Here is a 14,935-nt window from a genome sequence, read left to right on the forward strand (position 1 = left end):
ATGCAAACTTGCACTCTCTGTAAAATTACTCCCCCGTCAGCTCCGCGCCGTCCCCCGCGAGTCGGCGCCCTCCACGGGGTCGGGGGCAGGACGCGTGATGCCGACCGCCGGGTTCGGTGAGCCGCTTGACCGCCACGGATCCGTGGGCCGGCTCCGGGCTGCCAGGACAGGGCGTTCGAACAGATATCGGTCATTGTCGGGCCGAGGCTCACCCACGGCAGCGGGAAGAACTGTCCGGTAGGCCAACACAAGCAGGACAAGGGGTTTCGTGATGCACGTACGCCAACCAATGGTCCGGTCCGTGACACCCGCGCGTCGACGATCCATGACGGTCGCGGCGGCTCTCGCCGTCACCGGCGCGCTGGGGCTGGTGACCGCGGCACCGGCGAGTGCCGAGGTCAAGTCCACATGCGGGACCTACATCTGCGTCGCCACGGCCTATCAGGCCGACTACGTGCAGGACATCACGGTCACGACCAGGGACGGGCTGCCGGGGACGCTGCGCGCGTTCGTGGGCGACCACCGGGACAGCAAGGCGGGTGTGTCACGCTGGCGGTTCGTCGTCAACCAGGAGTTCAGGGCGTACCCGCGGCTGGCTGTCTGCGGTGGCCTCGACCGCAGCGGCAGGGTCATCGAGAACCACTGCGTCATGATTCCCTGACTGCCCGTCGGCCATTGTCCGGCCCGCGAGGGGGCGGAACGGCCGTCGTTCGCGAGCAAGGGGCTCGTGGCGGGGTGCCGCCGGACGGGTCCGCCTCCTGTGCGGGTGCGCCTACGGGTGCGTCAGTCGGACTTGCCCGGGGTGGGGTCATGGCCCCAGTTCATGAGGGAGTGACGCCACCGCGTGTCGCGTACGTCTCCCGACGGCCGCTGCGCGAGGTGACGGCGGATGTAGCCGTTCACCTTGCGCATGTGCTGGTAGTCGGCAGCCGAAAGGTCGCTCTTCTTCTTGCGCAGGATCTCGACGATGGCGCGGCCGGAAGCGTGACCGGTCGACTCGCCGCCGTCCTTGTGCTGTCCGGCCGCCCGCGACTCGTCGCGGGCCAGCCACTTCTCCAGGGCGGAGGGCGTCATGTTGACCAGTTCCTGGAAGGTGTCCCGGATCTCGCTCCGGTCGTCCTCGGTCGGCACGTCGGCGCCTACTTCTTCTTCTTCAGAGCGGAAGGCTTGTGGACGGCCGTACGACCGGACTTGTCGCTGCGTACCTCGTACTGCGGTTCGTCCGGAGAGGCGTCCACGGTGCGCCCGGAGGCCTTTGTCCGCTTGGAGATCTTCTTCTCCACGGTGCCCGTGGTCTCGCTGCCGTGACTGCGCCAGGCGACCTTGTCCCCCTTGGCGGGCTCGTTCTTCGCCGAGGAGTCCTTTTCCTTCGCCATGGTTCCCTCTCCCTCGGAGGCGATGTGCGGCCGGTTTCCACCTTGCGGTCCGATGCCGCGCTTCGCACCCGGAGGTGGCGTCGGGAGGGGCCCGTGGCCCCGTCGCCGACGGGACGACGCCGTCGGACGCAAGGCGGCCCGGCGCGGCGGTGGGGGCCTTCACCTGCCTCCCGGCGGCTTCAGACGGAGGTCTTCGGCTGCGCCTCGGCGGCCCGGGCCTGGGTACGCAGCTGCTCGTTGATGCGCTGGGCTTCCTCGAGCTGGTCTTCGAGGACGACGATGCGACAGGCGGCCTCGACGGGGGTGCCCTGATCGACGAGTTCGCGGGCGCGGGCCGCGATGCGCAACTGATAGCGGGAGTAGCGGCGGTGACCGCCCCCGGAGCGCAGGGGAGTGATCAAGCGGTGTTCGCCGAGGGCACGGAGGAAGGCGGGGGTGGTGCCGAGCATTTCGGCGGCCCGGCCCATCGTGTAGGCCGGGTAGTCGTCGTCGTCGAGACGGCCGTAGGAGTCATCTGCTGTCATCTGCACCTCTCCGTGCAACGCGTCGAGGGGCCCTGGCGCCATAACGGCACCAGGGCCCCGAAGGAACTGCTACACCATCTGCCGACCTCAGCGCTGCGCCGGCCTTCTGTGTCCGCGGCCCCGGCCGGAACGGCGTCGGGGGTGCGGGGATCGCGGTTGCGTGACCGGAGACCACCTGCCTTCGATGTCCTGCGGTACCCGGACCCATGTGCGTGTCCGGGCGATCCTGATGGTGCTCAACCCCTCCGTTCTTCCCTCTGAGGGATCCACTTGCCTCACATGCGGAACCGGAACTGCGTATTGCTGATACTGCGAACCGCTGGTGGCCTCGAACAGCGCCACCCTCCGGCAGCCGGCCCGGTCGCCCTTCCCGCGTCTGCTGCGACCCGGAACCCCGCTGCCGAACTCCTCGGTACGCGCGCCCGCGGCCAGACGCCTTTACCGAGGAACCACTCAATGCCGCACTGCTGATACCGCTGGTACTGCTCATGGCGGCCCCTGGAAACCGCGGGCCACCCGGTCCGGCGGTCAGCCCCGTCGCCGTCCTGCCATCGCTCTGGCTCCGGAACTCCACCACCGCACCGTCCTGCGCACTGCAAACACGGGTACAACTGCTCGGCAGTTCATCTCTGCCGGGCCTTCTCGATCTCGGCTACAAGAGAAACCATAACCGTGCTACCCACCAATGTCTACTCTGGCCGTCATAGATTTTCGCGTGTTCGAGGGTGAGATAGTCGGTCTCGAACAGGGCGGGCAGCGGCGGTGGGACCGGGGGCCGACGCCTGCCGCGTCATGAGCACGCAGGCGCCGCACGGCGGATGCGGCCGGGCGTCCGACGCGCCGCCGTGTCGGTCGCGCCTCACCGGCCCGTGACCGTCCTCGACCGGGTCCCGGGCGCACAACCGATCCGCCGGGACGGGTCAGGGATCAGGAACCGAGGAGCTTGCGCTTCTGGTCCTCGAACTCCGCTTCCGTGAGGATGCCTTGGGCCTTGAGATCGCCCAGCTGCTTCAGTTGTTCGATCCGGCTGGTCATGTCGGAGGCCGACGGATCCGTGGGCTGTACGCCGACGGGTGCCTGCCGCGGAGCGGGCGCCTGGTCCTCGCGCTGCGCCGCCCATCGCCCCTGCTGTCGGCGGGACACCCGGTTCGACACCGCGGTCGCGGTGCCGGCGACGACCGCCGTGCGCGCGACCCCTCGGATGAGTCCCGGCATGGGGATCTCCTTTCTCGCTTCCCGCTCGCTCCTCAGGGAGCGGGTTCGGTCGCGTCGAGCGCGGCAAGGACGGCCGACACGGGGATCCTCCCGGAGGCGACCAGCTCGGCACCGCCGCGGCGCAGGGCGGCGGCGAACGGCGCGGCCCACAGATTCTCGTAGACCAGGACGCCGGCGGAGCTGCCGGGCTCCAGCGCGGCAGCCGCCTCCTCCAGGTCGTCCTGGCCCAGCAGCCCGGAGGACGCACCGTCGAAGACGGCCAGGTCCAGTTCGCCGTCGCCGGTGAGATCGGCGATCTCCAGTCCGGCGACGGAACCGTCGGTGTCCTTGCGGATGAACGTCAGATCGAGGATCCGGATGAGGCCGCGGTCCACCAGATCGACCAGGAGGGGGAAGCCCTCGCCGGTCATTCGGTTGCCCGGGAACTCCACGACCAGATAGTCGATCGGCCCCATCTCGCCGGATGCGTCGATTTCGTCGATTGCGTCGCTCACGGGTCACCTCCGGGCTCGTGGCTGTTCCCCTTGCCCCCTGCCATTGCAGCATCGGGCCGCGGCGGTCGCACGTCGTGCTCCGAGCCGGCCGAGGGGTGAGCCGCACAAGCGGACGCGACAGGTCACAGGCGGATGATGACCAGGGCCGCGTCGTCGGTGGAGCCGGTGGGCGGCAGGAGCTCGGCCAGGAGGGCGTCGGCCAGGTCCTCGGCGTCGGCCTGCCGATGGCGGACGAGGCAGTCGGCGAGGCGGGCCAGACCGATGTCGATGTCCTCGCGGCGACGTTCGACCAGGCCGTCGGTGTACAGGACCAGGACGGCGCCTTCGGTGAAGGCCGTACTGGCCTCCGGCCTCGGAACGTGCTCGGGGCGCGCACCGAGAGGCGGATCGGTCGCCTGGTCGAGAAAGGCCACGGTGCCGTCGTCGTGCAGCAGGGCGGGTGGAGGGTGGCCGGCGGAGCTGTAGGTGATGGTGCGGGCCGTCCAGTCGATGAAGGTCTTCACCACAGTGGTCGACTCGGCACCGTCGACATGCCGGGCGTACAGGCCAAGGGCATCCAGAGCGCGGGCCGGGCCGTCGGCGACACGGGCGGCCGCGCTCAGCGCACTGCGCAACTGCCCCATGACACAGGCCGCTTCCAGGCCGTGACCGACGACGTCGCCGACAGCCACCGCGATGCGGTCGCCGGGCAGGTCGACCAGGTCGTACCAGTCGCCGCACACGTTCAGGGAACCGACCGCGGGCCGGTAGCGGACGGCGGCCCGGTGGTGTCCGACGGGCGTGGGGACGGGCAGCATCGCCGCCTGCAGGGCCAGGGCCACCTCGCGGTCACGCGCCTGGGTCCGGCGCAGACGCTCGTTCACCTCCTGCAGTTCACGGGAGCGGGTGTAGAGCTCGGCCTCCAGCACACGGGCCTGGGTGCTGTCGCTGCCAGCGCCGCGGGCGCGGGCGCGGATGAGTTCGGTGACCTCCTCCACCCGGTGCACGACGAGCGCCACTTCCCCGTCCGGTCCGAGCACCGGTGCGTTGACCGGGCTCCAGAAGTGCTCCACCCATCGGCCGGGGCGTCCGGAATCCTCGATGTCGTAGCGCAGCAGCGCCATCGTGTCGCGCTCGCCGGTGGCCACCACGCGCAGCATCGACTCCCGGGTCTCCTGCATGCCGGCCGCGGCGGGGTCGTGGGGGTTCTCGGGGAAGACGTCGAAGATGTAGCGGCCCAGCAGTTGCTCGCGGGAACGCCCGGCCAGCCGGAGGAAGTCGTCGTTGGCGTCGACGTACACCAGATCGGGGGTGAGCAGAGCCACCATGCCGGGGAGCGCCCGGAACACCGCCGAGTAGTCGATCCGCGGTTTCCTCATGCGCTGCCCGCCTTGGTGCCGACCGTCACTGTGCTGCTCCACGATAGGAGGGAACGCGCCATGGAGCCCGGGACTGCCCCCGCCGGCCCACGGCGGTCATCCGGGCGGCCCGTCACGAGAAGGCACCGGCCCGCGCCGGCAGCGTGCGCGGCCGTCCGCCGTCCGGGAGCCCTCATCCGCGCCCGCGGAGGTACGTCTCCAGCTCGGCGGCCCCGGTCAGCAGCGCCCGTCCCCGGGCGGACAGCCGACGGTGCCAGTCGCACAGTGCGGCCTCCAGCGGTTCGAGCCCGCCGGCCGCCCGCACCTGGGCGATCAGCGGGGCGATCTGCTCCAGCAGGTAGCCGCCCCGCCTGAGCTGGTGGGCCAGCCGGGCATCCCGGACATCGGCCTCGCCGTAGACGCGGTACCCGGTGTGCGGGTCACGGCGCGGGCGGAGCAGTCCGGCGCGCTCCCATTTGCGCAGTGTCGCGGGCCGGATTCCGAGGCGCTCCGCCAGCGGCCCGATGAACATGCCGTCGGGCACGGGGCCCCCACCGGCCTCGGGCGCCGTGGTGGGTTCCAGGTCGCGCAGGGCGCTCTCCACTGCCTGGAGGGTCCGTCGGTCGTCGAGAAGCTGGGCATGGCTCTCGTCGATGAGGCGGAACGCCTCCTCGACCGCGCCCTCGTTCACGGCCCGCATGATCGACGTCGCCGTCCTGTGGCCATGCCCGGGCACCAGTGCGAGAAACGCGCTCAGCGCCCCCGCGTGCAGTGGCGTGTAGGTGCGGTAGCCGTGGGAGGTACGGCCGGCCGCCGGAAGGATGCCGGCCTCCTCGTAGTTCCTGATCGCCTGCGTGGACAGACCGTGCCCGCGCGCCAGATCAACCGGCCTGAGTCGTTCACTGGTTTGAAGGTTTCGTCCCACGGTCTCGCCGTTGTCGCAGAAAGTTTCCACCGAAGGTTCAACGATACCGTTTAAGGCATGGCTACTGACACCAAGAACAGCGCCCATGCCGTCGAGGCAGCCGCCGTCATGGGGCTGCTCCCGGCCCGTCCGCGGCTGCTCGCCCTGGGCGAGCCCACCCACGGCGAGGACACTCTGCTCGACCTGCGCAACGAGCTCTTCCGGCAGCTCGTCGAGCAGGAGGGCTACCGGACGATCGCGATCGAGAGCGACTGCCTGGCGGGCCTGGTCGTGGACGCGTACATCACCTCGGGCACGGGCGATCTCGACGAGGTCATGACTCACGGATTCAGCCACGACTGGGGCACTTCCGCGGCCAACCGCGAGCTCGTGCGCTGGATGCGCGCCTACAACGACGGCCGGCCCCCGTCCGAGCGGCTCCGCTTCGCCGGATTCGACGGCCCGCTGGAGATCAGCGGCGCCGCGAGCCCCCGGCAGGCCATCACCGCACTCCATGACTACCTCTCGGCCCGGGTGGACGCGGACCTGCTCCCCTGCACCGCGGAAACACTCGACCGCCTGCTCGGCCCCGACGACCGGTGGACCTGTCCCGCCGCGATGAGGGACCCTGCCCGGTCAGTGGGGCGGTCGGCCGAGGCCGGGCGGTTGCGACTGCTCGCCGACGAACTGGGGGCGCTGCTCGACGAGCAGACGCCGCACCTGATCACGGCGACACCGCGGGACGCCTGGGACCGGGCGCGCCTTCACGGGCGCACCGCCCTGGGCCTGCTGCGCTACCACTACTGGATGGCCGACACCTCACCCGCCCGCTTGACCCGACTGGTGGGCGTGCGGGACCGGATGATGGCCGACAACCTCCTCGCCCTCGCCGACCGGGGTCCGGCACTCGTCCACGCCCACAACTCCCATCTCCAGCGCGGGAAGAGCACGATGCGGATGGGCGGGACGCCGTTGGAGTGGTGGAGCGCCGGCGCCCTGGTGAGCGCTCGGCTCGGCGAGGACTACGCCTTCGTGGCCACGGCCCTCGGCACGATCCGGCACCAGGGTGTGGACACCCCGCCGCCGGACACCGTCGAAGGTCTCCTGTACGCGCTCCCGGAGGACCGCTGCCTCGTCGGCGCCCCTCGGCTGGCCGCCGCCCTCGACGGCACACGGCTCGCACCGCGCGTGTCCCCCTGGTTCGGCTACGCCCCGCTCGACCCGGCCCGCCTGGCGGACAGCGACGGGATCGTGTTCGTCAAGGACGTCCCGCAGGTATAGGGAGTGTCCGGGGGGCGGCTGTCGTCCCGCCGCGGCGGCCGGGATGGACAAGGGCCCCTCACCGCCGGCCCCTTCACCCATGCCACCGTCCCCGTGCGGATCACGGCGCGAGCACGGCGCATGGACACCCGGATCTCCGGCACCGGGCAGGTCGTCGCGCCCCTGCAACAGAGCCCGGCCCGCAGCGACGCGCCCGTGGAGACGGTCACGCTCATCCCCATGGGAGCCGCGAGACTGCGCGTCTGGGTCTTCCCCATCGCCGCGCCGGACGGACACGTCCGGGTTCCCGCCCCCCTTCCGGCGCGTCCTCAACAGACACAGCGGAAGGGTGCTCGGCGTGGACAACATGTCCACGCCGACAGCGCCCACGTCGTCCAGTTCGACAACACCGGCACTGGGGTCCCGGCCGTCGAGCCGTCGCGGGCCGCACCTCGCCCGCCGGCGGCGGACGGGGGCGGGCTCGTCCCCGGTGGCGGCGGTCCCGTTGCCGGCGTCGGCCGCCGGACGAGCGGAAGCGGCGCGGCGTCGGCGAGGCCGTGGCCGCTGCCACACGGCGACCCCGACGCAGGCAGGGGTGACCCACGGGGTCACCCCCACCGGGGCCGCGTGGAGGGGCGTCAGGCCGGGCAGCCGGAGTCGGCGAGGACGTAGGAGCCGGGGGACGTCTGCTGGAGGGTGTGCGTGGTGAACGCGTTCCACAGTCCCATGGCCTGGCCGGAGCCCTTCGCGAAGGTGTAGCCGCCGCTCTGGTAGGCGCGGCCGGCGGTCGTGTGCTCGTAGTTGCTGGCCGTGTGGCACGTGGGCGTGTGCCCGGTGGTGGTCGCGGTCACGGCCGAGGAGACCGCACCCGCCACACCCGTCGTATCCACGGCCGCCACCGTGTAGCCGTACGTCGTCCCGCTCGCCAGGCCGGTGTCCGTGTAGCTGGTCGAGGTGGCGGTGCCGACCTTCGCACCGCCGCGGTGGACGCTGTACGAGGCCGCGCCGTCGACGGCGTTCCACTTCAGGGTGACGGCGGAATCGGTGTGGCTGGTGACCGTCAGCCCGGTGGGGGCGGGCAGGGCCCCGCCGCCCTGGCCGCCGCCGTCCAGCCCCCAGAAGCGGGCCGTGTGATAGCTGGAGCAGATGGTGTCGAGGTAGTAGGTGCCGGTGGTGCCGCACTGCTCGGTGCCACTGCCGGGGTCGACCGCGAGTCCGTGCGCCATGCCGGAGACGGAGTAGACCTGGACGGCGGGCCGGCCCGACGGGTCGTCGTAGACGCTCAACGTGGTACCCCCGGTCAGGCTCTCGGTACGGGAGGGCGTCTGCCCGATGCCCCACACGTCGGTCCACTGGTCCCGCAGCCCGGTGGCGTTGGCGGGTACGACGGTGGTGTCGGCCGTGCCCTGCCAGATCGCCACACGGGGCCAGGAAGCGGTGCCGGCGGGTGCTGCGGAGCGCACGAGGGACCCCCACTGGGCGGGCGTCCTGCCCGGCGGGCTGTACATGCAGGTGTAGGCGGCGGACACACTGTTCGCGCAGTACGCGGGGAGGCCGGAGTCGATGGCTCCGCCGGCGAAGACGTCCGGGTAGGCGGCGAGCATGTTCGCGGTCATGCCCCCACCGGCGGACAGGCCGGTGATGTACACGCGCCTGGTGTCGCTGCGGTATTGCGCGACGGCCTTGTCGACCATCTGCTTGAGGGACAGCGCCTCGCCCTGTCCTCGCGTGCTGTCGCCCGGCTGGAACCAGTTGAAGCACGAGTTCGCGTTGTTCGCGCTGCTGGTCTGGGGGAAGACCAACGCGAAGTGGTGACGATCCGCGAACTTCGGCCAGCCCGCGTTGTTGTAGTAGTCGCTCGCGCTCTGCGTACAACCGTGCAGGGCGATCACGAGCGGTGCGCCGGCGGGCAGGGTGCCGGGCGCGTAGGTGTACATGGACAGGTTCCCGGGGTTGGATCCGAAACCGGTGACCTGGGTCAGACCCGCGGCGGAGGCCTGCGGGGCGGTGGCCACCAGACCGGCGGTAAGTGTCAGAGCCGCCACGGCGGCGGCGGCCCAACGACGGGCGCCGTCGACGAAGCGGCGTCCCTTCCCGGGGTGGCCCGGAGGGTGCGGCTGTCCCATGGCGACTGCCTCCTCAAGTCATGGGTTCGTTCTGGGACCGGTGCCGAACGGACCCGGCCACCGATGTGGCGTGAATCATCCGGGCGTCCGTGTCGGCGATGACATGGGCAAGACAGCCAGAGTTGCGCGAAGCCCTGTATGACGACCATCCATGGCTGCGCTGGTGAACGGAATGTATGGCGCCGGACCCGCCTCCGTCGACGGCTTGTCCGCCCTGGCCCAGCACCCCGGCGGAAGCCCGCGGGACCGGCGGCAGTGGTCCGCCGACGGCTGTCCCCGGCACCGTGATCCTTGGCCTGGACCGGTGGCACCTGGAGGCGTTCCAGTTGCCGAGAGCACCCGGCGTGTCCGGCTGCCGGGTGGAATCGCACAAAGGTCAGGGCAGGGTGAGGATGCGGGGGCCGTCCTCGGTGACGGCGATGGTGTGTTCGATGTGGGCGGCCCGGCTGCCGTCGATCGTGCGCAGGGTCCATCCGTCGGGGTCGGTGCGGTAGTCGTTGCGCCCTCCGGCCATGAGCATGGGTTCGAGGGCGAGGGTGAGGCCGTGGCGCAGGGGGAAGCCGCGGCCGGGTCGACCGTGGTTGGGGACGTGGGGGTCTTCGTGCATCCGGCGGCCGATGCCGTGGCCGCCGAAGTCGGCCGGCATGCCGCAGTCGGCCTTGCGGGCGACCGTGCCGATGGCATGGGAGATGTCGCCGATGCGGTGGCCGGTGGTGGCGGCGGCGATTCCGGCGTCCAGGGCCCGCTGGGTGGCGGCGATGAGTTCGAGGTCGGCCGGGCGAGGGGTGCCGACGGTGAAGCTGATCGCGGCGTCGCCGGTCCAGCCGTCGAGTTCCGCTCCGCAGTCGAGGCTGACCAGGTCGCCGTCGCGCAGGCGGTGGTCGTCGGGGATGCCGTGCGCGACGGCGTCGTTGACGGACGCGCAGATCACGGCGGGGAAGGGGATGGGGGCGAAGGAGGGCTGGTAACCCAGGAACGGAGAGCGCGCTCCGGCCTCGGCGAGAACGGCGCGGGCGGCTTCGTCGAGCTCGCGCAGACGGACTCCCACGGCCGCCGCTGCCCGGGCAGCCGCAAGCGCGTGGGCCACGACGCGTCCGGCCTCTCGCATCGTCTCCAGCGCCGTGTCGGTCTTGATCTCCACCATGTGGCGTACTCCCTGCGATGCCAGCTACCCAATACTTATACCGGTATTAATATCACGGGCGGCATGGGGGTGGGTTCCCCGTGAACCCGCGGGAGCGGTGAGACGGGGAGCGGTTCGGCGTTCCGCACCGCGCGGACCCCGGCGACCGCGGCATGGAGGACGCGACAGCCGCGGCTGCCGGGACGTCCCCCGGAGGCACTGGGCAAGTCCGGTACTGGCAGGGCCCCCTGGCACGGAAGTGCAGTCGCTCGGGAAGCCTCCGGGCCCGGTGCCCCCGCCGACGTCGAAACACTCACCCGCCGCATCGGCGAGCTGGAGCATCGGATCCTCGCCCCCCGCTCCGAACTCGCCGAGCACGTCGAGGACCTGGCCGCCGCACGCGCCGCGAACCGCGACGTGATGGCGCGGCTGAACCGGCTGACGGGGCGGGTCCGCGGTACGCCGGATACCTGCCTTCCGCCAGCAGCAGAACACCGGCCCGACCGGGCCCGGCGATCACTACAGTCCAGGCGCATGACGACGGTTACGACACGCACGATCGCATACGCGGCCGACGGCCTGACGATGATCGGGCACCTCGCGCTCCCGGCCGGTGACGACCGCCGGCCCGCGGTCCTGGTCGGGCCTGAGGGGACGGGGCTCAGCGACGTCGAGCGCCACCGGGCCGATGTACTGGCCGAGCTGGGATACGTGGCGCTGGCCTTCGACCTCCACGGCGGGCGCTATTTGGGCGACCCTGAGGAGATGCTTGCCCGTTGCCTGCCGCTGCTCGCCGACCCCGACCGGATGCGGGGTATCGGCCACGCGGCGCTCGACGTGCTCCGTGCCGAGCCGCGGACCGACCCCGACCGGATCGCCGCCGTCGGCTACGGCACCGGGGGCGCGATCGCGCTGGAACTCGGGCGCGACGGCGTCGACCTGCGCGCGATCGGAACGGTCAACGGACTGACCACGGGCCGACCGGGCGAGGCGGCGCGCATCCGCTGCCCCGTGTGGGCCGGGGTCGGGTCGGAAGACCCGATCATGCCGCCCGCGCAACGGGACGCGTTCACCGCCGAGATGCGGGACGCGGGCGTCGACTGGCGCCTCGTGGTCTACGGCGGCGCACTGCACGCCTTCCACCACCCACCGGTCGACCACACCGTGGTCCCCGGCGTCGGCTACCACCCACGGCACGCGCAGCGAGCGTGGCGTGACGTCGTCGACCTGCTCGCCGAGTGCCTGCCCCTCACGGAGTGATCTGGTCGACGATCCGCACGTCGGCCCAAGCGACCCGACGCGAGGCAGGGGCCGGCAGGTTCCGCGCCCGGACCAGGTACGTCGCGGCCCGATAGTGGTCCAGGACAACGTGCGTCGCCACGATCACCGCAAGCGCGAGCGGGGACTGCGTGATCAGCGGGAACGCCAGCCCCTCCGTGGTGACGTGCACGATCGCGGGCCACCACCGCTTGACCGAGGTTCGTGGCGCTCCCCGCCCCGCGGAAGCACCGTCCCTCGCCGATCACCATGCCCGGCAGCACTCATGGGCGCGGCCCTTCAGAAGCCGCACCGACGGACCGCAGGCACTCCGGACCGGTCCCCTCGGGAGGGTTCGAGATGCGCTCGATGATGACGAGCGTGCCTCGGCTGCCGGGGCGTACGGCGTGCTCCACTCCCGCCTCGACGACGTACATCTCCCCCGCGCGCACTTCGACCTCGCTGCCGTCGACCGTCAGCTGCAGTGCGCCGTCCACCACCAGCAGCACTTCCGCAGTGTCATGGGATTCCGCTTCCAGGGGGCGCCGGTCCATTCGCAGCACCTTCACTTCCGTGCTCCCCACCTGTCCGAGCACGAGCGAAGTCCAGCCGTCCGGCAGTTCCGCGGCCTTGCTCCGGGTGTCGATGACGTTCATGACATGCCTCCTGACGGGATGTCCCACCGGAGGGCCGGGAAGCCGCCGGAGACACCCGCGATCGCGTTCAAGGGATGCTGCGAGGTTACGACGTGGCGGCGCACCGCTGGTCGACCGTCGGGTAAAACCTCTCCGTCGCGGTCACGCCCGGCTGTCGGGGCGGAGAAGGGCCGCGCCGGGCGGGGGGTGCGGCCCCGGGACCCAGCCACCGGCCGAGAGAGGCGGGGGCAGTTCCGCGTGGTGACCGTGCACCGGCCGAAGAGCGGCCGCCACCACGTTTCGTCCCCAGGGGGGCCCTCCGGGCACGGGGATACCCCCACCGCGTCGCCTCCCTCCTTCGCCGTGCGATGCGTCCCCTCGGCCGCGGAGGGCCTGCGGACGCCCCAGGCACCGACGCCGCTCACCGATCCGGCCCGATCGACAAGACACGTGCCGGGGGTCCAGAGCGGTGTGTGCGTGGCGCGTTCCAGCGCGCGGCCGACGGGGCAGAGCGGCTGTGGTGACCGAGTCGGTGCCCTCCGGGCCGTGGCGCCGAGCGGTGCGCCGACCAGCTCAAGCGGTGGCGCGGCCTTGCCACGACAAGGCCGCCGGCCTCTCCCCGGCCGCGCGGTTCCGCCGGGGAGAGGTGTCGGGGTCTTTCGCCCGGGTCGGCCCGGCAGGATCCGGACGAGAGGCCCTAACCGTCCAGGAGCGCGAGGGCGGCGAGCGCGCTGCGCACCCGCTCGCCGAGGTCGGCCTGCCCCACCTCGTGGTGCGCGGCCGGGAAGGAGCGCACCGGGGGCTTCTCCGACCACTGGAACGAGGAACGGGCGGCTCGGCGGACGTAGACCATCGCGCCGATCACGTTCTGCAGGAAGACGACCTCGAGTTCCGCGAACCGGTCCGTCCCCCGCGTGGGGTCGCTGACGAAGAAGACCTGGTACAGCCCCCTGCGTGCCTCCGCGTCCGGGATGTACTCGTCGAGCAGCTGCGAACCGTCGACGTGGTACCCCTCCTGGGCGAACGCGTCCAGGACCGCCTCGTACAGCGGAGGCGCGGCGATGTGAAGGAAGTCCAGATCCCGGACCGGTGATTCCGATTCCCACTGCAGCCGGGTGGTCAGCGACACATCGACGCCGAGAGCGCGGCCGCCGAGTTCGGTGACGGGGCACTCCCACGGAAGCCGACCGCTGAACGGGACCTGTACCTCCGCGCCGGGTGCCACGCTCAGCGAGTGGCGACGGGGGCTCAGGCCGGTCACCTCGTCATCATTGAGCGTGCCGTTGTAGTAGTAGCCCTTGGCCACCACATCGAGGTTGAGGTGGTCGACCTTGAAGCCCTGGCTGCCGCCCCTGAGAAGGACGATCCCCTCAACGGTGTGGCCGGGCAGCAAGGCGACCGTGGTGATCTGTGTGTCGATCTCCGGCGGCTCCTGGTCGCGGCCGTTGTTCTCCAGCCCGAACAGTCTGCGAAAGCCCATCGCGCGTCCCCTCCCCCTGTGCGTGTGGCGCAGCATAGCCGCTGGTCACACTCCCGGGTGACGGGGCTCCCGGGAGCAGCGGAATGTGAACGCGGGCTGCCGTCCGCCGTGTTCCGCGTGGTGACGCACCTCGGGCTTCCTTCACCCCCGCCTCCTCCCGGTGGGGGGGCTCTTCACCCGTCCGCGAGCGCGGGGCGCCCCGGTCAGCGCGCGTCTCCGGTCGTCGACGACGTGATGATGTCCCCGTGTGCGAAGTCGCCCGGTGGGATGCCCGGGTGATGGCTCTCGGGACGTGACCGCGGGGCAGTGGCACCCAGGGCGAGCCGGGAGACGATGCGGTAGCGGTCGCCCCGGTAGACCGAATGGACGTACTCGACCGGGTGGCCGGCGGTGTCGGTGGTCAGGCGCTCGATCAGCAGGGCGGGTGAGAGGACCGGGACGTCGAGCACGCCGGCTTCGGCCTCGTTGACGACGGTCGGCTCGATGGACTGCACCGCCTGGTCGACGTGGACCTGGTGGTGCTCACGCAGATGGTCGTACAGGTCTCCTGCCTCCAGCTCCTGGGGGCCGAGGGAGGGGACCAGGGCGGCGGGGAGGTGAAGGTGCTCGATCGCGATCGGCGTCCCGTCGACCAGCCGCAGCCGGGCGATGTAGACCACCTCGGCGGCCGGGGAGATGCGCAGCTTGCGGCCGATGCGGGCGCCCGCACGGATGGTGTCCAGTCGCAGCAGCCTGCTGGACCAGGCGCCCCCGGCCCGGGGCACGGCGAAGGCGGCGTCGTCGGAGACGAGCTCCTGGGTGATCTTGGCAGGGGCGACGAACATGCCGCGGCCGTGTTCGCGTACGAGCTGTCCGGTGGCGACGAGTTCGTCGACCGCCGCGCGCAAGGTGGGGCGGGAGACGCCCAGTTCGGCGCTGAGCGTGCGTTCCGAGGGGATGGCGTCGCCGGGACTGCGTACCTCGATCAGGCCGAGGAGGAACTCCCGGACCCGCTCCCGCTTGAGTACGGCACCTGAGGAGCTGCTCTCCATGACTCCGACCTCTCTGCCTCGCCGCCCGCAACTGGTCAGCTGGTAAAGGTCAGTTTAGGCATGCACCTGCCTCCGGCCTACCGAACAACCCTTATTTCGTGGGGGGTTGACGACCACATTGGTCTATGCCACCTTCAAGCCACATCGTTGTCCAGTTGACCAACTGGTCAACT

16 protein-coding genes are annotated in these 14,935 nt (G+C 71.3%); 3 read left to right on the forward strand and 13 right to left on the reverse strand.

The features are described 5' to 3' along the window. The first annotated feature begins 301 nt into the window (after positions 1-301). On the forward strand, positions 302-661 hold the full coding sequence (locus PUR26_RS22835; protein WP_329874407.1) for a hypothetical protein: 360 nt from the start codon (positions 302-304) through the stop codon (positions 659-661). A 122-nt stretch (positions 662-783) separates the two neighbouring features. Here PUR26_RS22835 and PUR26_RS22840 read toward each other — a convergent pair whose 3' ends face one another. The 7 genes from PUR26_RS22840 to PUR26_RS22870 all read right to left on the reverse strand — a co-directional run bounded on the left by PUR26_RS22840 (position 784) and on the right by PUR26_RS22870 (position 5,871). Further along, on the reverse strand, positions 784-1,131 hold the full coding sequence (locus PUR26_RS22840; RefSeq protein WP_329874409.1) for a DUF3140 domain-containing protein: 348 nt from the start codon (positions 1,129-1,131) through the stop codon (positions 784-786). An 8-nt stretch (positions 1,132-1,139) separates the two neighbouring features. Then, complete coding sequence (locus PUR26_RS22845) at positions 1,140-1,376, reverse strand: DUF2945 domain-containing protein (RefSeq protein WP_329874411.1); 237 nt, start codon at positions 1,374-1,376, stop codon at positions 1,140-1,142. Between the two features lie 179 nt (positions 1,377-1,555). Continuing rightward, entirely contained in the window at positions 1,556-1,900 is a 345-nt protein-coding gene (locus tag PUR26_RS22850; protein ID WP_329874413.1) for a MerR family transcriptional regulator, read from the reverse strand. Positions 1,901-2,827: 927 nt separating this feature from the next. Beyond that, positions 2,828-3,115, reverse strand: a complete 288-nt coding sequence (locus tag PUR26_RS22855; protein ID WP_329874415.1) for an SHOCT domain-containing protein — start codon at positions 3,113-3,115, stop codon at positions 2,828-2,830. A gap of 32 nt (positions 3,116-3,147) precedes the next feature. After that, complete coding sequence (locus tag PUR26_RS22860; protein ID WP_329874940.1) at positions 3,148-3,570, reverse strand: DUF6325 family protein; 423 nt, start codon at positions 3,568-3,570, stop codon at positions 3,148-3,150. A gap of 161 nt (positions 3,571-3,731) precedes the next feature. Beyond that, complete coding sequence (locus PUR26_RS22865; RefSeq protein WP_329874417.1) at positions 3,732-4,967, reverse strand: PP2C family protein-serine/threonine phosphatase; 1,236 nt, start codon at positions 4,965-4,967, stop codon at positions 3,732-3,734. 172 nt (positions 4,968-5,139) lie between these two features. Further along, entirely contained in the window at positions 5,140-5,871 is a 732-nt protein-coding gene (locus tag PUR26_RS22870) for a TioE family transcriptional regulator (RefSeq protein ID WP_329874942.1), read from the reverse strand. Positions 5,872-5,928: 57 nt separating this feature from the next. On the opposite strand from PUR26_RS22870, the gene PUR26_RS22875 reads away from it, so the two are divergent. Next, positions 5,929-7,131, forward strand: coding sequence for an erythromycin esterase family protein (locus tag PUR26_RS22875; protein WP_329874419.1), 1,203 nt, complete (start codon positions 5,929-5,931; stop codon positions 7,129-7,131). A 617-nt stretch (positions 7,132-7,748) separates the two neighbouring features. Here PUR26_RS22875 and PUR26_RS22885 read toward each other — a convergent pair. Together PUR26_RS22885 and map are read right to left on the reverse strand one after the other, a co-directional pair. After that, the gene (locus tag PUR26_RS22885; protein WP_329874421.1) at positions 7,749-9,236 is read right to left on the reverse strand and encodes an extracellular catalytic domain type 1 short-chain-length polyhydroxyalkanoate depolymerase; all 1,488 of its coding nucleotides are present in this window, start codon (positions 9,234-9,236) and stop codon (positions 7,749-7,751) included. A 376-nt stretch (positions 9,237-9,612) separates the two neighbouring features. Beyond that, a complete protein-coding gene (gene map / locus PUR26_RS22890) occupies positions 9,613-10,380 on the reverse strand; it encodes a type I methionyl aminopeptidase (RefSeq protein ID WP_329874423.1) in 768 nt (255 codons plus the stop codon). A 513-nt stretch (positions 10,381-10,893) separates the two neighbouring features. Here map and PUR26_RS22895 point away from each other — a divergent pair. After that, on the forward strand, positions 10,894-11,619 hold the full coding sequence (locus tag PUR26_RS22895) for a dienelactone hydrolase family protein (protein ID WP_329874425.1): 726 nt from the start codon (positions 10,894-10,896) through the stop codon (positions 11,617-11,619). On the opposite strand, the gene PUR26_RS22900 is transcribed toward PUR26_RS22895, so the two are convergent. The 4 genes from PUR26_RS22900 to PUR26_RS22915 form a co-directional block, all read right to left on the reverse strand. Continuing rightward, complete coding sequence (locus PUR26_RS22900; RefSeq protein WP_329874427.1) at positions 11,609-11,809, reverse strand: hypothetical protein; 201 nt, start codon at positions 11,807-11,809, stop codon at positions 11,609-11,611. The genes PUR26_RS22895 and PUR26_RS22900 overlap by 11 nt on opposite strands. 91 nt (positions 11,810-11,900) lie before the next feature. Then, positions 11,901-12,272 (reverse strand): cupin domain-containing protein, encoded by a 372-nt coding sequence (locus PUR26_RS22905; RefSeq protein ID WP_329874429.1) that lies wholly within the window; start codon positions 12,270-12,272, stop codon positions 11,901-11,903. A 676-nt stretch (positions 12,273-12,948) separates the two neighbouring features. Next, the gene (locus tag PUR26_RS22910) at positions 12,949-13,731 is read right to left on the reverse strand and encodes a sporulation protein (protein WP_329874430.1); all 783 of its coding nucleotides are present in this window, start codon (positions 13,729-13,731) and stop codon (positions 12,949-12,951) included. A 203-nt stretch (positions 13,732-13,934) separates the two neighbouring features. Beyond that, positions 13,935-14,762, reverse strand: coding sequence for a GntR family transcriptional regulator (locus PUR26_RS22915; RefSeq protein WP_329874432.1), 828 nt, complete (start codon positions 14,760-14,762; stop codon positions 13,935-13,937). Positions 14,763-14,935 lie beyond the last annotated feature (173 nt).

This window comes from Streptomyces sp. SP18CS02 (genome assembly GCF_036322365.1).
GTDB lineage: Bacteria > Actinomycetota > Actinomycetes > Streptomycetales > Streptomycetaceae > Streptomyces.